This is a genomic window from Qipengyuania sp. SM2507 (assembly GCF_053714505.1).
In genome coordinates this window covers 1,113,161-1,130,747 of the sequence record NZ_CM132307.1, presented here as the reverse complement: position 1 = coordinate 1,130,747, position 17,587 = coordinate 1,113,161, and the positions used below count along the sequence as shown (strand labels likewise).

Annotated in this window: 26 protein-coding genes; 18 read left to right on the top strand and 8 right to left on the bottom strand. The window is 65.0% G+C overall.

Annotated elements, in window-relative coordinates:
• Window positions 1–4 precede the first annotated feature (4 nt).
• A complete protein-coding gene (locus ACWIKC_RS05465) occupies window positions 5–400 on the bottom strand; it encodes a hypothetical protein (RefSeq protein ID WP_454599105.1) in 396 nt (131 codons plus the stop codon).
• Between the two features lie 367 nt (window positions 401–767).
• Between ACWIKC_RS05465 and ACWIKC_RS05460 the strand changes: the two genes are divergently transcribed.
• Entirely contained in the window at window positions 768–953 is a 186-nt protein-coding gene (locus ACWIKC_RS05460) for a hypothetical protein (protein WP_454599104.1), read from the top strand.
• Window positions 954–983: 30 nt separating this feature from the next.
• Here the strand turns inward: ACWIKC_RS05460 and ACWIKC_RS05455 are convergent, their stop codons facing one another.
• From ACWIKC_RS05455 to ACWIKC_RS05445, 3 genes are read right to left on the bottom strand one after another with little or no spacing between them, the layout of a single operon-like run.
• Entirely contained in the window at window positions 984–1,424 is a 441-nt protein-coding gene (locus ACWIKC_RS05455; RefSeq protein WP_454599103.1) for an HIRAN domain-containing protein, read from the bottom strand.
• 48 nt (window positions 1,425–1,472) lie between these two features.
• Entirely contained in the window at window positions 1,473–1,880 is a 408-nt protein-coding gene (locus ACWIKC_RS05450) for a hypothetical protein (protein ID WP_454599102.1), read from the bottom strand.
• A gap of 22 nt (window positions 1,881–1,902) precedes the next feature.
• Window positions 1,903–2,544: an XRE family transcriptional regulator gene (locus tag ACWIKC_RS05445; RefSeq protein ID WP_454599101.1), complete on the bottom strand. Its 642-nt coding sequence runs from the start codon at window positions 2,542–2,544 to the stop codon at window positions 1,903–1,905.
• A gap of 83 nt (window positions 2,545–2,627) precedes the next feature.
• On the opposite strand from ACWIKC_RS05445, the gene ACWIKC_RS05440 reads away from it, so the two are divergent.
• The 15 genes from ACWIKC_RS05440 to ACWIKC_RS05370 all read left to right on the top strand — a co-directional run bounded on the left by ACWIKC_RS05440 (window position 2,628) and on the right by ACWIKC_RS05370 (window position 10,995).
• A complete protein-coding gene (locus ACWIKC_RS05440; protein ID WP_454599100.1) occupies window positions 2,628–2,939 on the top strand; it encodes a YdaS family helix-turn-helix protein in 312 nt (103 codons plus the stop codon).
• Window positions 2,936–3,157 (top strand): hypothetical protein, encoded by a 222-nt coding sequence (locus ACWIKC_RS05435; RefSeq protein ID WP_454599099.1) that lies wholly within the window; start codon window positions 2,936–2,938, stop codon window positions 3,155–3,157. The genes ACWIKC_RS05440 and ACWIKC_RS05435 overlap by 4 nt, the downstream gene beginning before the upstream one ends.
• A complete protein-coding gene (locus ACWIKC_RS05430) occupies window positions 3,154–3,669 on the top strand; it encodes a hypothetical protein (protein WP_454599098.1) in 516 nt (171 codons plus the stop codon). The genes ACWIKC_RS05435 and ACWIKC_RS05430 overlap by 4 nt, the downstream gene beginning before the upstream one ends.
• Window positions 3,670–3,833: 164 nt before the next feature.
• Window positions 3,834–4,196 carry a hypothetical protein gene (locus ACWIKC_RS05425; RefSeq protein WP_454599097.1) on the top strand — a complete coding sequence of 121 codons (363 nt, stop codon included), beginning with the start codon at window positions 3,834–3,836 and terminating at the stop codon, window positions 4,194–4,196.
• Window positions 4,193–4,318: a hypothetical protein gene (locus ACWIKC_RS05420; protein ID WP_454599096.1), complete on the top strand. Its 126-nt coding sequence runs from the start codon at window positions 4,193–4,195 to the stop codon at window positions 4,316–4,318. Before ACWIKC_RS05425 ends, ACWIKC_RS05420 begins: the two co-directional genes overlap by 4 nt.
• Window positions 4,318–4,650 (top strand): hypothetical protein, encoded by a 333-nt coding sequence (locus ACWIKC_RS05415; protein ID WP_454599095.1) that lies wholly within the window; start codon window positions 4,318–4,320, stop codon window positions 4,648–4,650. Before ACWIKC_RS05420 ends, ACWIKC_RS05415 begins: the two co-directional genes overlap by 1 nt.
• Window positions 4,650–4,850, top strand: a complete 201-nt coding sequence (locus ACWIKC_RS05410) for a hypothetical protein (RefSeq protein WP_454599094.1) — start codon at window positions 4,650–4,652, stop codon at window positions 4,848–4,850. Before ACWIKC_RS05415 ends, ACWIKC_RS05410 begins: the two co-directional genes overlap by 1 nt.
• Entirely contained in the window at window positions 4,851–5,081 is a 231-nt protein-coding gene (locus tag ACWIKC_RS05405) for a hypothetical protein (RefSeq protein ID WP_454599093.1), read from the top strand.
• Window positions 5,078–6,502 carry a ParB/RepB/Spo0J family partition protein gene (locus ACWIKC_RS05400; protein WP_454599092.1) on the top strand — a complete coding sequence of 475 codons (1,425 nt, stop codon included), beginning with the start codon at window positions 5,078–5,080 and terminating at the stop codon, window positions 6,500–6,502. The genes ACWIKC_RS05405 and ACWIKC_RS05400 overlap by 4 nt, the downstream gene beginning before the upstream one ends.
• Before the next feature lie 209 nt (window positions 6,503–6,711).
• Window positions 6,712–6,948, top strand: a complete 237-nt coding sequence (locus ACWIKC_RS05395; RefSeq protein ID WP_454599091.1) for a DUF2312 domain-containing protein — start codon at window positions 6,712–6,714, stop codon at window positions 6,946–6,948.
• On the top strand, window positions 6,948–7,352 hold the full coding sequence (locus ACWIKC_RS05390) for a hypothetical protein (protein ID WP_454599090.1): 405 nt from the start codon (window positions 6,948–6,950) through the stop codon (window positions 7,350–7,352). Before ACWIKC_RS05395 ends, ACWIKC_RS05390 begins: the two co-directional genes overlap by 1 nt.
• Window positions 7,352–8,554: a hypothetical protein gene (locus tag ACWIKC_RS05385; protein ID WP_454599089.1), complete on the top strand. Its 1,203-nt coding sequence runs from the start codon at window positions 7,352–7,354 to the stop codon at window positions 8,552–8,554. Before ACWIKC_RS05390 ends, ACWIKC_RS05385 begins: the two co-directional genes overlap by 1 nt.
• A gap of 297 nt (window positions 8,555–8,851) precedes the next feature.
• The gene (locus ACWIKC_RS05380; protein WP_454599088.1) at window positions 8,852–9,460 is read left to right on the top strand and encodes a J domain-containing protein; all 609 of its coding nucleotides are present in this window, start codon (window positions 8,852–8,854) and stop codon (window positions 9,458–9,460) included.
• 172 nt (window positions 9,461–9,632) lie between these two features.
• Window positions 9,633–9,818, top strand: coding sequence for a helix-turn-helix transcriptional regulator (locus ACWIKC_RS05375; RefSeq protein WP_454599087.1), 186 nt, complete (start codon window positions 9,633–9,635; stop codon window positions 9,816–9,818).
• 964 nt (window positions 9,819–10,782) lie between these two features.
• A complete protein-coding gene (locus ACWIKC_RS05370) occupies window positions 10,783–10,995 on the top strand; it encodes a hypothetical protein (protein WP_454599086.1) in 213 nt (70 codons plus the stop codon).
• Between the two features lie 247 nt (window positions 10,996–11,242).
• Here ACWIKC_RS05370 and ACWIKC_RS05365 read toward each other — a convergent pair whose 3' ends face one another.
• From ACWIKC_RS05365 to ACWIKC_RS05355, 3 genes are all read right to left on the bottom strand, one after another.
• Window positions 11,243–11,983 carry a TSUP family transporter gene (locus ACWIKC_RS05365; protein ID WP_454599085.1) on the bottom strand — a complete coding sequence of 247 codons (741 nt, stop codon included), beginning with the start codon at window positions 11,981–11,983 and terminating at the stop codon, window positions 11,243–11,245.
• 32 nt (window positions 11,984–12,015) lie between these two features.
• Entirely contained in the window at window positions 12,016–14,775 is a 2,760-nt protein-coding gene (gene secA, locus ACWIKC_RS05360; RefSeq protein WP_454599084.1) for a preprotein translocase subunit SecA, read from the bottom strand.
• 104 nt (window positions 14,776–14,879) lie between these two features.
• Complete coding sequence (locus ACWIKC_RS05355) at window positions 14,880–15,152, bottom strand: hypothetical protein (protein WP_454599083.1); 273 nt, start codon at window positions 15,150–15,152, stop codon at window positions 14,880–14,882.
• Window positions 15,153–15,238: 86 nt separating this feature from the next.
• Between ACWIKC_RS05355 and argJ the strand changes: the two genes are divergently transcribed.
• Together argJ and ACWIKC_RS05345 are read left to right on the top strand one after the other, a co-directional pair.
• Window positions 15,239–16,465: a bifunctional glutamate N-acetyltransferase/amino-acid acetyltransferase ArgJ gene (gene argJ, locus ACWIKC_RS05350; RefSeq protein WP_454599082.1), complete on the top strand. Its 1,227-nt coding sequence runs from the start codon at window positions 15,239–15,241 to the stop codon at window positions 16,463–16,465.
• On the top strand, window positions 16,462–17,262 hold the full coding sequence (locus ACWIKC_RS05345; RefSeq protein ID WP_454599081.1) for an inositol monophosphatase family protein: 801 nt from the start codon (window positions 16,462–16,464) through the stop codon (window positions 17,260–17,262). The genes argJ and ACWIKC_RS05345 overlap by 4 nt, the downstream gene beginning before the upstream one ends.
• Here the strand turns inward: ACWIKC_RS05345 and trxA are convergent.
• Window positions 17,259–17,579 (bottom strand): thioredoxin, encoded by a 321-nt coding sequence (trxA, locus tag ACWIKC_RS05340; RefSeq protein ID WP_454599080.1) that lies wholly within the window; start codon window positions 17,577–17,579, stop codon window positions 17,259–17,261. The genes ACWIKC_RS05345 and trxA overlap by 4 nt on opposite strands.
• Window positions 17,580–17,587 lie beyond the last annotated feature (8 nt).

The window sequence follows — 17,587 nt, the reverse complement described above, 5'->3', positions numbered from 1 at the left end:
CCGCTCACGCTCCGCCCGTTCGATTTCCCGCTGCGCCCGACCCGCCATCATCGTCTCCATCTGTGCTGCGCTTGGGATAGGTGAGCTCGGCCGGCGGGAGCAGGGGCGGATTTGTGACAGGCCCGCCCGGCGGCCGGATCGAGCTGAAGTCGGTATCGACCGTGAAGCCGAGATCCCGCAGCTGACGGATCGCCGCATCGCGCAACGAGGGCAGCGCGAGTCCGCGCGCCCCTGGAGAGCGCAGCAGCAGCTCGTCCGCCGCGAGGCTCTTTACTGCCCGCCGAACGCGCGATCGGTTCGAATTCAGCCGCGCCGCGATCTCGCCATAGCTGGGGCTCTCACCGAGACGATCGATGTAATCGCGGACGAAACCGAGCACGAGCAGCCGAAAGCTCGCCATATCGGGGCTCAACCGATCGGGCGGTGCTGTCGCATCGTTACTGGTCGTATTTCCCTGTGGCGCCCGATCCATACCCGATCCGTCGCCTCCCGCTGGAGCAGAACATAGCGGGAATCACCTTGCTCGCAAGTGACTGTGAGCCCTGATTGGCGCTGATACGCCCTCAGCCGCGGTCCCGCAAAGCCGCGCGCTCCGCGGGCTCGCGGAGGGGCCTTGGGCCCGATACCCCGCTTTCGGCCGTGAATACCCCCGTCATCAATATCGCCTGAGCGGGTCTGCCGCCGCCAATGGATAGTCGACAGAGCGCCTCTCGATCGCGCTGACCGTTATTGCATCGGGTCGAAGACCGTGCGATTCCGGAGGGACCATGGGTCAACCTCGCAAATCCCCCAAGAGCTCTCGCAGCTGGCTCTGGCATGTGCTGATCACCGTCGCGGTGGTCATCGGGATGATGGGTCTGGTTCGGATAGATCCTCTGTTCGCGTGGCTAGCCGCCGCGATCGGCCTCGCAGGCTTGGCGGGTTTCTTCTATCTAGCGGGGCGGGTCGAATAGCTGCAGGGGCGGTGCATCTGACCGCGACCGTCATTTCCCGACATAGTCCCGCTCTTCGAGAGGCTCCTTCGTGAGCACCAAGCCAAGGCGCACACCTTTTGTTCGGCCTTCGGCCACTCCAATATGATCGATCCAGGCTTGGCAACCCTTGCCCTCGCTGCCCAGCGCCGCTCGCAGCCAGCTATCGCGGGCAATATAGCCTATGGTCTCGTCTTCCAGAGTTCGGACGCAGAGCGCGTCAGCATCATAGGGATTGTCCCGCTCCCGCACGATCTCGACATCGTCGCCGATATCGAGTCGCTTGATTACCCGCTGGTAGTTGCTCTCGCCGACGATCGGCGAAAAATAGGTTTTCGGCCCTTTGCCTGCAGCTTTCGTCGCCACCACCGCATCCTTTCCCGGACTGCTTCGATCCCGCGAGAGGAAGTAGACCACGGCGATGATCACCAGAACCAAAATGATGATTTCCATCTTTCCCCCTGTCGCCGGCAATGCCGGCGCTTATTCGCCAGCTCGTTTTCAGGTTTCGACCGGCACCTCTTCCCACTCGGCAATTCCGGATAGCGGAAATTCGCACTCCCGCTTCATGTTGAGGCAGAAGCCCGACAGGGATTTGCCGTCGCTCCGCCAGTTGCCGACCATCCGCTGGGTGGTCAGGCCGTGCTCGTCGGTGAACCGGAATCGGATCAGATCGCCTGTCGCGCCGGAGCGGAACCGGACCTTGCGGTTCAGTCCAGCACGCCAGCCCTTCGTAGGCTTCTCCACGACCGGAGGCGGCAAAGTGGCCACCGGCTCCGCCTTGGTCTTGCCACGCGACTTCAGCGCATCCTTACCGCTCTCGAACAGATACTTCGCGACCCGATGAGTGCGCTCATCCTTGGCGACCTTCGCCGCGGCGGCGAGGAGGATTGGGAGCGGTATGGCCATCGTCAATATCCTCGTTTCTGGCTCACAACCGCCCGAACGTCCCCACGACCCGGCCGATGATATGCAGCTCGCCATCGGCCGCGTGGTTGTCCGGCACATTCGGATTGTCCGACAGGATGGTGACCCCGTCGCCGCTACCGCGCAGCCGCTTGATCATCCCCATCTGGCCGATCGCGCAGGCCCAGATCCTGTCGTCGATGTTCAGATTGACCGCCGCCCGGTCGATCAGCACCAGGTCGTTCGGCCCGATCGTCGGCGCCATGCTGTCGCCCACCCCTTCGGCGATCATCAGATCGGTCACCCGCGATTTGGTGAAGTGACGGATGAAGGCCAGCGGGAATTCCTCCTGCCGGACATCCGGATGGTCCTCCAGGAAGGTCTCGCCCATCCCATAGGCGAGATCCAGCATCGCGACCTGGACCATGTCCGCGCGCGGCGGCGCCGCCAGTGGAGCGTTGGCGAAGGGATCGTCGGTCTCGCCGGTCAGATAATCGGGTGCGACCTCAAGGAACCGCGCGATCAAGTGAAGCTTGGGAGTTTCGGCGGTATTTCCGCTCACCATCTTGCTGATGGCCTGAGGTGAAACTCCAATAGCCCGCGCGAGATCGGCCTGCGTCTTTCCGCTCTTAGCGAGAGCGTCGCGAAGGTGCTGGTTGTCGATCACATCTCACTCTCGCAACTCTAGTTGCGAAAGGAAAGTCAAGCATAGGTGTTGACGTGCGCAACTGTAGTTGATACCTCGCAACCATGGATGATTCGTCTCTCCCCGTTGAAGCTCTCGGTCGAGCGATCGCTGTGACAGGTTCACAAGCGGCCATGGCCCGTCTCTGCTCCGTGTCCCACACCGCTGTCTGGAAGTGGGTAAACGAGAAGCGGAGCCTCCCGGCTGAGCAAGTTCTGAAGGTGGAGGCCGAGACCGGCATTTCCCGCCACGATCTCCGCCCCGATCTTTACCCGCGCGAGGAGCCGCCCGCGCAACCGTCGGCAGGTGACCCTCCCCCGCCTGCCGGCGGGTCCGCGGCTCCGCCCCGCAATTCGGTTGGCGAGGTGCTGGCATGATCGGCTCCATCATCGCCGCCGATTATGCGGAAACCCGCGACCCGCGTCACTTGCGCTCGGACCGGCTTTTGCAGGGCGGCTTCCCCGGCGGCTTTCCCTTTGCCGACAACCACAGCGCTGCGCCGGACAGCGCGTGGCCGACCCGGCGTGGCCGCGCCACGCGGCCCGAAGCGCGGTTCCCGCGCACCGGCGACATCGTGGGGCCCGAACAGCGATGACCAAACACCGCGCCCCCCTCTCCTTCGACGCCGCCCTCGCGCGCATCGCCGGCCAGGTACCTGGCGGCTACGACGCGCTGGCGCTCCGCTGCACCCGCAAACCCCGCACGGTCCGCAACTGGGGCGATCCCGACACCGCCGAGAACGTGCCTATCGATGTCGCGGTGGATCTCGACCTGCTCTTTGCCGAATCCGGCGGCGACGGCTCGCCCTTCCTCGAAGCCTTCGCGCACCAGCGCGAGCAGCTTGAGCTGGTGCGCCACGCCGACCGCATGGCACTTGGCCTGCGCGCCGCCGAAGTGATCAAGGAATGCGGCGAGGCCGGCAGCGCGCTGGTGATCGCCTCGCAGCCCGGCGCCAGCCCGCGCCAGCGCGCCGAGGCGCGCGCCGAACTGACCGAGGCCTTCGAGGTGATCAAGCAAACCCTGGCCATGCTGGTCGGCGATCACGAGGTCGACTCCCGCACCTTCCTCGAAGCGGATCCTGCGGTCCGTCCCCAGCCACCACCCTGATCTGACCCGCTGCCGCTGCGATCCCGGCGGCGAACCTCGGGGGCGGGTCACAGACCCCGGCCCGCCCCCTTTTTCTCAATCCGCCTCGGGCGTCATTCGGTTTCGCGAAATCGCGCTTCCGGAGGCGCTCTCCCTTTGCCCGGAGACTGCCCGTGAATGCCCCCATGATCATGCCGCCCCAGATCACCCGCGCCGATCCCCTCGCCGCGCCGATGGCCGCGCGCCGCGCCGTCCTGCGCTCCGCCCGATCTTCCGACCGCGAGACCGCGGGTGCCTATATGCGCCGTTGCCGCGAGCGCGCCGGTCTCTCGATCGAGGAATGCGCCGCGAAGATCGCGGGCGCGCAGAACGAACGCTGCCACGCGCGCAACGATCTCCAGCTGCTCGAGGACGATCGGCCCGGCAATTACTATCGCCTCGCCCGCTCGCTCCACGATCACCGCGTCTTCGGCTTCAGCCTGAGCGTGTTCCTCTCGCTGGCCTCCGCCACCGCGGATGCCAGTTTCGACGAATGGGCCAGCGCATGACGCTCGATCGCTGCCACACCCTCGTTGCGCAAACCGGCGCGCTTGCCCTCGCGGCGATCGCCCTGCTCGTCCTCGACAACGTCGTCTTCGCGATCGCGGTCGACGCAGCGGGAGCGCGCTGATGCCCCTCAACCTGTCCTCAATGGAATTCCCCGAGCCACCCCGCCGGCAACTGCGCGCCTATCTCAACGAGACCCGGCTTGCTTCGGGTTCGACCATGCCGCCGTCAGCCGTCGACGAGGCCGTCGATATCGCCTGCCATGCGGTCGAGAGCGCCCGCCGCACTTTCTTCGAAACGCTCGATCGCGCGAGCGATCCGAGGATCACCACCACCGCGCTCGGCATCGCGAACAGCCTGCTCAAGGCGGACTGCGAGAGAATCGAAGAAGGACTGCGAGCCTACGCCGAGGCCTCCGGCGCAGCCTTCCATGAAACCCGAATGGAGATCCCCTGATGCCCAGACAGACCAAGGATGCCGCCGGCCTCGATGCCGTGTTCGAAGCGATCGCCGCTCTGACCTTTCGCGAGCACCGCGAGTTGGCCGAGCTGCTGACGATGCAGGTCGAGGATCGCGAGCTCACCAGCCGCGACGCTTTCGCCGATCTGATCGCCGACACTTGCGACAGCTTCCTCGCCGCGTCCGAGGAAGACTGAATGATGCGCGAGCCGCTGCACGATGAGGATCCGAACCGCGAGGGGCTCCTTGGCTTCCTCGCGGCCGTCCTGGTTACGCTCGCCGTGCTGCTGGCTGCCGGCGCGATTGGCGCCCTCTCTGCTTTGGCCGCGAGCGCGCTGCGCTCCGCCGAAGGTGCCCCGCCGGCGATCCAGGCCGGCGGAGCGCTCCCGTCACCGACTGAACCGACAACGGAAGGACCAATGCCATGACCGATACCGTTCCTCTGAACAAGCTCGTCCTGAGCCCGCGCAACGTGCGCAAGACCAACGGCGATGAAGACATCGCCGGCCTCGCCGAAAGCATCAAGTCGAAGGGCCTGCTGCAGAACCTGGTCGTTTCGCGCGCCACCCAGGGCCAACTCTACGAAGTCGACGCAGGCGGCCGCCGCCTGCGCGCCCTGCAGCTGCTTGCCTCGCGCAAGGATTTGCCGAAGAACTGGCCGGTCCCGGTCAAGGTGATCGCGCCCGACGCCGCCACCGAATCCAGCCTGGCCGAAAACCTGCAGAAGATCGCGATGAACCCGGCCGACGAGGTCGAGGCCTTCGCGACGATCGTCGACGGCTACGAGGCCAACGGCATGGCGAGCCCGGCCGAGCGCATATCGAACTGCGCCCGTCGCTTCGGCGTTACAGAGCGCTACGTCGCCCAGCGCCTCGCCCTGGCCGCCCTCGCCCCCGACATTCTCGACGCGCTGCGCGAGAACCGGATAACGATCGCCGCGGCCACCGCCTACGCCTCGCACCCCGAGCAGTCCGAGCAGCTCAAGGTCTTCAAGGCCCATGAGAAGAGATCCGGCACATACGGCAAGCACGATCCGCGCGAGATCAAGGATGCCCTCAAGGGCCGCATCTACCAGATCGATCACAAGCTCGTCCGCTACATCGGCCTCGACGCCTACCGCGAAGCCGGCGGCGAGATCGCGACCGACCTGTTCTTCGATGACGGCGAGCGCGACATCATCCTCAACCCGGCGCTGGTCGAGAAGCTCGCGGCGGAAAAGGGCGCGATCGAGGCCCAGAAGCTGGCGCAGTCCTCGGGCTGGCTCGACGCGTTGCTCGGCCCCGTCACCGGTCACAGTTGGCAGACGCCTAAACCGCCTGCTGGCTACGCCTGCCGCTGGGTATCGAACCCGGCTGACACGCCGGCCGAGCAGCGTGCCGAGAGCCACGCCCTCTACCGCATCAGCGACGATGCAGAGCTCGAGCTCGATGCCCATCATGCGTACTTCAAGACCCCTGAATCAGACGGCGCATCCGCTCCGGGTCTCAGCCAGGCCGAGCTCGAGGCGGAACGCGTCGAGAACCGTCGCCAGGCGGAGCTCCGCTATCGCGCCGCCCGCCTGGCAGCACCCAAGGTCGCCGGCACCCCGCTCGAAGGTCGCGCCTTCTGGCCTGTCCAGCGCAGTTGGATCAGCGCCTACGAGGAGGACGGCGAGGGCAGCGTAATCGTCGCTCTGCTGGTCAAGGTGCCCATCGAAGATCTCGAAGAGCAGATGGCCGAAGCCGAGCGCCGTTACGAGCTCGAGCAGCAGGAGCTCGCGGAAGAAGCGGCTCTTGCCGAGGCGGAGGAGAGCGAAGGCAGCGCCGATCCCGCCGCCGCCATGGCCGAAGACGCTCGGGAGGACGCCTGATGCGACTGCGCAGTCCCCGCCCACTCGCTCGGCTTCATCGCCACCTGCGCGGACGGCGCGGAGAAGGCAACTTCTTTGCCTGGCTGCCCAAACGGCTGAGCAACGGGACGTGGGTCTGGCTCGAACGATACACCCGCGAGAAAAAATACAATTCGAAGTTCGCCAGGCGGCGGCTCTCGAAATGACCCCCCGTACGAAGGAACTCTACCATGGCTGAGGCCACCGACGACAGGCTGCGCTTGCTGATCGAACGCATCGAACGGCTCGAGGAAGAGAAAAAGGGGATCGGGGACGATATCCGCGATGTCTACGCCGAGGCGAAAGCCGTCGGCTACGACCCCAAGATCATGCGTCAGATAGTCGGTCTTCGCAAAATGAAGCCCGATGATCGCTCCGAACAGGAGACCATCCTCGAAACCTACAAAGCCGCGCTGGGGATGGGGTGATGACCTGTCTCGCCCCCTCCCCGATGATCCGCGCCGAAGGTCTCGCGTGGCCGCTGCAGACGTTTCTCGACAGCCACGGCTTCGAGCAGCGTCCCGACGTCTTCGAATGCCGCCGGCTCTACGAAGGCGCGGTGGAGATCGTCGACGATCGCCTTGAGATCCGAAGCGTCGCCGAAGCACGGCAGATCGACTGGCATTCGGTGGTGGCGGTCAAGGCAGGTTCGCGCGCCTGCGAAGGCTGCGGCCTGTCTTTCGAGCCCGACGTCGATCCGATCTACGCCACCTCGCTCGTCCGCAATGTGGCCGGCCGGATCCTGCGCGATCAATGCACCGTGTTCACGGTCAACTCGTTCGAGGCCGACTTCTGTGAGGGCTGCCGAGAGCATGGGGACTGGGAATACTGATGCCCCGCCCCCGCACCCCTCCCTGGTCGAAACAGGAGATCGCAGCGCTTCGAGAATTCTACCCGCGCCAGGGGATCGAATGCGTCGAGCATCTGCCCGGTCGTTCGTGGCGCGCGATTCACCAGAAGGCCTTCAAGCTTGGCATTGCCTGCGAGAAGTCGACCGGTGCACCAAAGCCCAAGCTGCAGGGAAACGAGCTCAAGGAGGCCATCCGCCTGCGCGAGGACAAAGACTGGTCCTTCGCCCGCATTGGCGCGAAGTTCGGCGTGGCGGAGTCCAGCGCCTGCAATGCGGTCCTGATCGCCCTCTGCCCGCGCAAGGGCTTCACTCCGGCCGAGCGCGACGAGAACGGGCGTATAACCGCTGCCGGGCTCGAGCGGTTGCGCTACGCGCTGAAGAAGGGTCTCAAGGGCGTGGACATCCAGCTGCGCCTGGGCGTGTCGGCCAGCTGCGTCGCAGAGCAGCGCCGCCGGTATCAGCGCGAGCTGAAAGACCGCGGTAAGGCTCCGCTCCCGCTACCCGGCGGAGGCGCTGCCTATTCCGGCACCAAGCTTACTCGCGCCCAGACGAAGGCGGTCGAGGATCTGTTCCTAGAGGGCTTCGGCACCCTCAAGGTAGCCGAACGGACAGGCGCCTCGAAGACCAGCTGCACGCGGATCCGCGGCCGTCTCGTCCGCCGCCTCAAGCGCCAAGGCAAGACGCTTCCCGGCTGCGACGAGAGCGGCACGAGGCACGAACAGAAGGAAAGCTCGCGCTTCGTGACTCCGGAGCAGCGCCAGGCTCTGCGCGATATGTTGCTGAGCGGAGTGCCCGTCGCGCGCGCGGCGCGCCAGCTCGTGATTGGCGCATGCACCGCCTACCTGATGCGCAACCAACTCGCGGCCGAGCTCGAAGCTAGGGGCGCGAGCCTGCCGACGCCCGATCGCAACCTGTCACGCCGCGGCTCGGCCGCGCGCGATCGCACTTGGCCGCCGACCGGCGCCAAGGAGATCTACGCTTTCCGCGCCCTGCTCCGCGAGAGCCCTTTCGACGAAGCCAAGGCGCAATGGCGCCGCGAGAAGCGCGACGCGATCGCTGCCGAAAATCAACGCCCGCGCACCTTCGAGGAGCAGCTCGCCCGCGTTCGCCGCGGCGAGATCGGAATCGCTCGCACCATGGCCCGCCCGCACCTCGAGCCGATTCAGTCCGGAGCCCGAGCATGACCTGCGAGCGCGTCACCATACCCGGCGGAGGATTCGCCATCGTTTGCGGCCGATCGGTCCGCCGCCAACGCTGCGCATGTGGCGCGCCTGCCACGCTGTTCTGCGACTGGATCCTACGCGACAGCGAAAGGCATCGCCGGAAGCGAGCGAAGACCTGTGACGCGCCACTTTGTTCGAACTGCACGGTCTCGCCGGCGCTCGAGAAGGATCTCTGCCCGGATCACGCTCGCGCCTTCGAGGAGTGGCAAGCTCGCCGCGCCCTCACCGAACCTGCCAACCAAGCAAGGGATCTGTCCGATGGATGAGCCGCGCATCGAATTCGCCACGCCGGTCGACTGGCCGGTCGGTCGCAGGAAGGAAGGCGGCGCCAAGCAGGCGCTCTGGCGCACCGCCGGCTCTCAGGTCTCGTTCGAACAGGCCGTTGCCCGTCTCGCCGATCAGGTCAGGGCGATCACCAAGGCCGGCCAGCCCTGGCGGGCGACCGAGCTCACCCTGTCGACGAACTTCGCGTTGCGTGCCGACGGGCGCCCCCGGCGCAATCAGGGCCGGCCGGCCGACCAGGCGGTGTCGTTCTTCTTCGAACTGGACGGCGAGCCCCATGCGCTCGCCTGCGATCGCTTCGACCGGATCGAGGACAACATCGCCGCGATCGCCGCGCACATCGAGGCGCTCCGCGGACAGGAACGCTGGGGCGTCGCCGACATGAAGCAGGCCTTCGCCGGCCACGTCGCGCTGCCGGCGCCTGAGCAATGGTTTCAGGTGCTCGGCGTTTCCCCCAGCGCGAGCGACCCCGAGATCGATGCCGCGTTCCGCGAAAAGATGCGCTCTGCCCATCCCGATCGCGGCGGCTGCGAAACCGAGGCGCAGCGAATCAACTGGGCCCGCGCCGAGGGCAAGAAGCGGTGAGCGACGAGAGTACGCCCAGCCCCTCCCGGATCGACGACAGTCCGCCTGGATCCTGGCGGGCCGAAATCGCGCGCCGCGAAGGCCATCCGGTCGCCTGCGCCGCCTGCCGCCAGTCCGTCTGCCAACATTCCGATCTCGAGTATCAGGGGCTCGTACCGCCCCGGGAGCAATCATGAGTGACCGCCTTCTCCGCCGCCCTGAGGTCGAACAGGAGGTCGGGCTCAAGAAGTCCGCCATCTACGAATACATGGCCGAAGGGACCTTCCCCAAGCCCGTGCGACTCGGCCGTCGAGCCGTCGCCTGGCGCGCCTCCGAGATCGAGGAATGGAAGGCCACGCGCGAGCCCGCCTTCGCCTGATCCTACCGCTTCGAAGCATGCCGAAGGGGGCATCGATGGGGGCATCGCCGCAACTTACCACCACCACAAAGCCTAGGATTCGGGGACCAAATCAATGCAGCTACTGTCCAACTCGGGGAGCCATTATTTCAGGTACTTAGCCGGTACCTGGCGCGTTCTAAGGTAACGCATAGGTAACAGGGGCGCGGGCTGGACATTCCGCCAGAGTTATCGACCTTCACCGGAGATCCTGACCAGTCGCGTGTTTGGGACGCGTATGGCCACGCCATGGCAGCTGCCTTGGGCGTCGAGCAGGTTATGCGCCTGGCAATATTTCACCACAAAGCCTCGGCGCTTCTAACGGCTGGTTCGAGCCCGAAAATAAGAGGGCGCGCTCCCGAAAGCTTATCAAGAACGTGCTGGAAGGGACGTTCAAACAGGTTTCGATAGAGTTTCGCAGAGTTCACCCGGCGTTCGACATTGAAGGGCCGTATCGTCAAATGATGGACGAAGCTGTTGAAGCAAGGAATCTACTCGCCCATCGATTCCTAGCCCATCACTAGCGAAATCTCCGTTCGGAACGGGGGCTCGACCTCATGGCGGTAGAATGCACCTACTATCGAGCTCACTTTAATCGGCTAGAACAGTTCCTCCGAGATCGGGTGGCCATTGATTGGAATGCTTGGATGCAATCCATAGAGCCGCGAGAAGATGCGCCCCCGCATCCGATGGCGCACTTGCTCGACGAAGAAGAATAAGCGCTCACCTAAAATTCACTCTCGACCGGGCTGATATGCGCGCCCCCATGGCCGCAAGTCTGGCTGCGCATTCGTCGCTGCTGAGGGTCTTTTCGAAGAAACACAGTTTCTTCACGATCTTGCCATGCTACAACTGTAACAAGTCGCGAAGGCCGAGATGGGGCCGAGTGATGCGGGTCGCGACCGTTAAAACCCGTCATATTTGAATCCATACTTGGAGTTCCGACATGAAGAAGATTGCAACAGTTTTTGGGGCCGCCGCCGTCGCTGCGATGATCGCTGCGCCGGTTGCCGCTGCCGAGCGTTTTTCGGCTCCGGTCGCTAATGAAAGCGAAATGGGCGGAGGTTCGACACTCCTTTTCGCGGTCGTCGCTGGGCTTGCCCTTCTCGGCGCAATCATCCTCATCACTGAAGACGATGACGAAGCCGTCAGCCCGTAAGCTTACGCGCTAATAAAGGCGGGGGCGGAGAGGCAACTCTCTGCCCCTTTTTTATGGCAATAACCCGTTCGCACCCTAGGCACCGGATGCGGAGGTTGTAGCCCCTGCGGGCCAAGTCACTAGCCGAATCGAGTTTGTTGCGAGCCATCCGCAAGATGGAACAGGGCAAGAACACACGTCAAGGGCGAAACTGGTTCCGAGCGGGGGCTTCAATTCGTCTCGTGGGGCTCACTACCGGCACTCTCAATTACATGCCCAGTAACAGGCGCAGGCCCACCCAAAAGGTGAGCGCTGCGGTCAGCCAGCGGATCCAGTCCTTCGGCAGCAGCCGGACCGCGAGCAGGCTCCCGATCTGTCCGCCGATCGCTACCGCCAGCAGCAGCGGCAAGCCGAAGGCGATAGCCGCTTCGAGCCGTCCTGCCCCGCCCTTGAGCAATTGTCCCACCAGCCCGAACAGCGAGTTCACCAGGATGAACAGGCTCGCGGTGGCGGCGATGGCGCGCGCGTCGCGCCAGCGGACGAGGTGGAGCAGCGGCGCGAGGAAGATTCCCCCGCCGATCCCGACCAGTCCGGCAAGGTAGCCCAACGGTACAGCCGCAAAAGGGACGAAGCGCGCCAGCGAGGTCGGCTCGCCTGCCTGCGTATCGCGCGCCGGGATCAGCAAGGTGAGGCTGGTCAGCACCAGGCTCGCGCCCAGCAGCAGCAGGAACCCGCGCTCGCCGATCGGCGTCAGCCCGCCCAGCAGCGCTGCGGGCGCCGCAAGCGCCGTCAGCGCCAGAGCGCCGCGCCACGGCGTGATCCCGGCATGCGCGTAACGGATGCTGCTGCCCGCAACGACCACGATATTGCACGACAGCGCGATCAGCGGGAGGATGCGGTAATCGGTCCCGGCCAGCGCCAGCAGCGCATTATAGGTCGAACCGCCGCCGAAGCCGACGGAGGCATAGAGAAGCGCGGTCGCGAGGAAGGCGGCGGCCAGCCAGAGCATGTCGCCGCCCTATCGCGCTCGCGACGAGCGCGTCAGGCCCGAGCCGACATCGCCCCGTGGCAATGCTTGTACTTGTTGCCCGAACCACAGGGGCACGGCGCGTTTCGGCTGACTTCCATACCCGCATAGGGATTGGAAGTATCGGAGCCGCCGAGTCCGACCGCCGCACGCGAACTGCCCGCCAGCGAACCGAACAGACCCGCCTGGCGGCTCGACCCGTCGCCATCGTTGGAATTGTCGAGCCCGGTAAGCGGGTCGATATGCCCGGTGAGGAAATCGGGCAGGTCGGGAAGGCTCCCCTGCGGCATCGGCTGGGGCTCGCGCACGTCGAGCTTCATGAGCTTGGCTGTGACATCCTCGCGCAGCGTTTCGAGCAACCGTTCGAACAGGCCGAACGCCTCCTGCTTGTATTCGTTGATCGGCTGCTTCTGCGCATGGGCGCGCAGGCCGACGACCTGGCGCAGTGCGTCGAGCGTAGCGAGGTGTTCCTTCCAGTGATGATCGAGCGTCTGGAGCAGCACGCTTTTCTCGATGGAGCGCCACATCGACTTGTCGACGCGGGTCATCTTCGCATCCATCTGCCCATCGACCTCGGCGCGGATCCGTTCCTCGATGATCTCGGGCTCGAGCGTGTCTTCCTCCAGCCAGGCATCGAGCGGCAGGTTCAGGCCGAGCACTTCGTCGAGCCGCGTCTTGAGACCGTCGATCTTCCACTGCTCGGGATAGGAGCCGGGCGGGCAGGCTTCCTCGACCAGCGCGTTGATCGTGTCGTAGCGCATGTCGAGGACCACCTCGTCCACCGTCTCGCTGTCCATGATCTCCGCGCGCTGCTCGTAGATGACCTTGCGCTGGTCATTCATCACGTCATCGTACTGGACGACGTTCTTGCGCACTTCGTAATTGCGGCCCTCGACCTTCTTCTGCGCGGTCTCGATGGCCTTGGAGAGCCATTTGGAGCCGATCGCCTCGCCGTCTTCCAGATTGGAGTTCATCATCTTGGAGAACAGCGTGTCGGGGCCGAAGATGCGCAGCAGATCGTCTTCGAGGCAGAGATAAAAGCGCGACAGCCCGGGATCGCCCTGGCGACCCGAGCGACCGCGCAGCTGGTTGTCGATCCGGCGGCTTTCGTGGCGTTCGGTGCCGAGCACGAACAGGCCGCCCGCCTCGATCACGCGCTGCTTCTCGTCCTCGATCTCCTGCTTGATCCGCGCCACGGCCTCGTCGCGCTCGAGCCCTTCGGGCATGTCGCCGAGCTCGTCTTCGACGCGAAATTCAAAATTGCCGCCCAGCTGGATGTCGGTGCCGCGACCGGCCATGTTGGTGGCGATGGTCACAGAGCCGGTACGCCCGGCCTGCGCGACAATGCGCGCTTCCTTTTCATGCATGCGGGCGTTGAGGATGGCGTGCTCGACGCCCTCCTTGTCGAGGAACTGGCTGAGCAGTTCGGATTTCTCGATCGAGACGGTACCCACCAGTACCGGCTGGCCGAGGTCGTTCTTCTCTCGAATCGCCTTGGCGATGGCCTGAAACTTGTCCATCGTGTTCTTGTAGAACTGGTCGTCCTCGTCGATCCGGGCGACCGGCTTGTGTGTCGGAATTTCGGCGACGTTGAGCTTGTAGATGTCCCAGAATTCGGCCGCCTCGGTGGCGGCGGTGCCGGTCATGCCCGAAAGCTTGGGATACATGCGGAAATAGTTCTGGAAGGTGATCGATGCGAGCGTCTGGTTCTCGGGCTCGATCTTGACGCCTTCCTTGGCCTCCACCGCCTGGTGCAACCCGTTGGACCAGCGGCGGCCTTCCATCATCCGCCCAGTGAACTCGTCGATGATGACGATCTTCTCGTCCTTGACGATGTAATCGGTGTCGCGTTTGAACATGATGTTGGCGCGCAATGCCTGGTCGAGATGGTGGATCACCAGCGTGTTCTCGACGTCGTAGAGGTTCTCGGTCTCGAGCAGGCCTGCCTCGGAGAGCTTGGCCTCGATCGCGTCGGTGCCATCCTCGGTCCAGGTGATGTTCTTGGACTTCTCGTCGGCCTCGTACCATTCGGGGTCAAGATCCTTCACGATCGCGTCGATCGAAACGTAAAGGTCGGACTTGTCCTCGGTCGGACCGGAGATGATCAGCGGGGTGCGGGCTTCGTCGACGAGGATCGAATCGACCTCGTCGAGGATCGCGTAGTTGAAGGGGCGCTGGACCATCTGGCCGCGCTCGTGCTTCATATTGTCGCGCAGATAGTCGAAACCGAACTCGTTGTTGGTGCCGTAGGTGACATCGGCATTGTAGGCGTCACGGCGCTGGAACTCGTCGATATTGGGGACGATCACCCCGACGGTGAGGCCGAGGAAGCGATAGAGCTGCCCCATCCACTCGGCATCGCGGCCGGCGAGGTAGTCGTTGACCGTGATGACATGGACGCCCTTGCCCTCGATCGCGTTGAGATAGGTCGCGAGCGTGGCGACCAGCGTCTTGCCCTCGCCGGTGCGCATCTCGGAGATCTCGCCACGGTGGAGCACGATGCCGCCGATCATCTGAACGTCGAAATGGCGCATGCCGAGCACGCGCACCGAGGCCTCGCGCACCGTTGCAAAGGCCTCGGGGAGGATCTGGTCGAGCGTCTTGCCGGATGCAAGCTGCTCGCGAAACTTGTCGGTCTGCGCGGTCAGCTCCTCGTCGGACAGCGCCTGGATCTGCTCTTCGAGCGCGTTGATCTGGTCGACCGTCTTGCGCATCGAGCGGACGTAGCGTTCGTTGGACGAGCCGAAGACGGCTTTGGAAAGGGATTTGAGCATGGGCGCGATCTCGCGATGGAATTTATGGAAAGATGCCCGACCGCCTTATGGCTGCCGGGCCGAAAACAGGGAATGAAGCCGAGGGACCGGGCCCCCGGGTGTGTCTATTCGTACGCGCGATCGGCGCCGAAGTGGACGGTCGGAATGTATATCCGGAGCGGGGTCGCGGTGCGGCAGGGCGCGGGCTTTTCGCCACGGGCGCGCTGCTGGCGCTGGCGTTCGATGCAGGCGCATTCCTCGCTGCGGTCCTTCTCGCAGGCCCTTTGGGACTGCTCGACCTGGGCCTCCAGCGCGCCGATCACCGACGCCTGCGCAGGCGCGGAAACCGCGACAAGACCGGTCGCGATGGCGAGACAGGTGAGGAGACGGCGTAGCATCGTGCCATATAAATAGGTTTTCCAATGAAGCGCGTCCACCCCCGAAGCGCGTTTACCCGCCGGCGCTTCCTTCCTAAGGGGCGGGGATGGACCTCACCCGCTCCCCGCTCGCCCGGCCTTTCCCCGAACTGCCCGCCATCGCCGGTGTCACGCTGCGCACCGTGCGCGCAGGCTACAAGGCTTGGGATCGCGCCGATCTGACGCTGGTCGAACTCGCCGAGGGGACCGCTGTGGCGGGCGTATTCACCAAGAGTGCCTGTGCCTCGAGCGAAGTCGAAATGGGCCGCGAGCAGCTTCACCAGGGGGTGGCCCGCGCGCTGGTGGTCAATGCGGGCAATTCCAACGCCTTCACCGGCTATCGCGGGCGCGAGGCTGTCGAGCAGATCGTGGCGCAAGTCGCCGAGGGGCTCGGTTGTACGTCCGAGCAGGTGTTCGTCTCCTCGACCGGGGTCATCGGTGTGCCGCTACCCCGAGACATCGCGCGCGCAGGCGTCGCGGCGGCGCTGCAGGCCCAGCCCTGTTCATGGGAGGAGGCCGCGACGGCGATCGGCACCACCGACACCTTCACCAAGGGTGCCGCCGCCAGCGCGATGGTGGGCAAGACGCGCGTGGAGTTCGCCGGGATCGTCAAGGGCAGCGGCATGATCGCGCCCGACATGGCGACGATGCTTGGCTATGTCTTCACCGATGCCCGCATCGCGCCGGAGCTGCTGCAGGACATGCTCGCCAAGGCCAATGGTAAGACCTTCTCCTGTATCACTGTCGATGGCGACACCTCGACCAGCGACACGGTTTTGACCTTCGCGACCGGCAAGGCCGACCACCCGGAAATCCGTTCGTGGGACGATGCCGGCGCCGACGCGGTCTATGCCGCGTTGCAATCGATCTGCCTCGAACTGGCGCAGCTGGTGGTCCGCGACGGCGAGGGCGCGCGCAAATTCATCGCGGTGAGCGTGTCGGGCGCGCAGAGTGACGACAGCGCGCGCCGGATCGGCCTCTCGATCGCCAATTCGCCGCTGGTCAAGACCGCAATCGCTGGCGGCGATGCGAACTGGGGCCGCGTGGTCATGGCTGTGGGCAAGGCCGGCGAGCCAGCCGAACGCGACCGGTTGGCGATCGGCTTCGGCGGGGTCTGGGCCGCGCGCGAGGGCCAGCCGCTGGCCGATTACGACGAGGCACCGGTCGCCCGCCACCTCGCAGGCGAGGAGATCACGATCGAGGTCGAACTGGGTTTGGGCGACGGTCGAGCGACCGTGTGGACCTGCGATTTGACCCATGGCTATATCGACATCAACGCCGATTATCGCTCATGAGTCCGCTCGACCGCGACATCCATGCGCTGATGCGGCGCGTCACGGAAACGGTGATCCTGCCGCGCTATCGCAACCTGGCGAGCGCGCAGATTATCGAGAAGGCCGAGGACGATTTGGTGACCATTGCCGATCGCGAAGCCGAGGTGATGCTGAGCGACGGTCTCGCCGCCATCGACGCAACGATTGCCATCGTCGGCGAGGAAGCGGCGCACGCCGACCCTGCGGTGCTCGACGGACTGGCCGGGGATTGCTGGATCGTCGATCCGATCGACGGGACGCATAATTTTGCGCAGGGCCGCGCGCCCTTCGGGATCCTGCTGGCGCGCTGCGCTGGCGGGATCTGCCAGTCGGGATGGATCTACGACTGTCTCTCAGCGCGCTTCTGCGCAGTACATCTGGGCCAAGGCGCCTTCTTGGATGGCGAACGGATCACAGCCCGCACGACCGGCGAGACCCGGCCGGTTGCAGCGATATCGACCATCTTTCTCGATCCGGCGCAGCGCGAGGGGGTGCGAGAGCATATCGCGCCGCATTACCGCCTGGTCGACACGCCACGCTGCGCCGCCGAGCAATATCCGCGGCTCGCGCTTGGCCAGAACGATGTCTCGCTGTTCGAACGCACCCTGGCATGGGACCATGCCGCCGGGGTGCTTTGGCTCAATGAGTCAGGCGGCAAGGTCGCGCGGCCCGACGGATCGCCCTATCGCGTGGACGAACCCGAACGCAGCGGGCTCATCGGCGCGGCGAGCCCTTCCCTGTGGGACGACCTCGCCGCGCTCTACGCCAGAATGGCCTAGAGTTCGCCTTCGAGCCAACCCTTGAGCTGGCTCTTGGGTGCCGCGCCGCGCATCTGCGCGGCGGGCTTGCCGTCCTTGAACAGCACCAGATAGGGGATCGACTGGACCCCCATCTGCCCGGGCACGCCGGTGTTCTCCATGATATCCATCTTGGCGATGGTGACCTGGTCGCCCATTTCCTCGCTCAATTCCTCGAGCGCGGGCGCGATCATCTTGCAGGGCCCGCACCACTCGGCCCAGAAATCGACCAGAACGGGCTTGTCGGATTCAAGGACGTCGGTCTGGAAACTCGCATCGGTAACGGCGACGGTCGGCATGATAATTC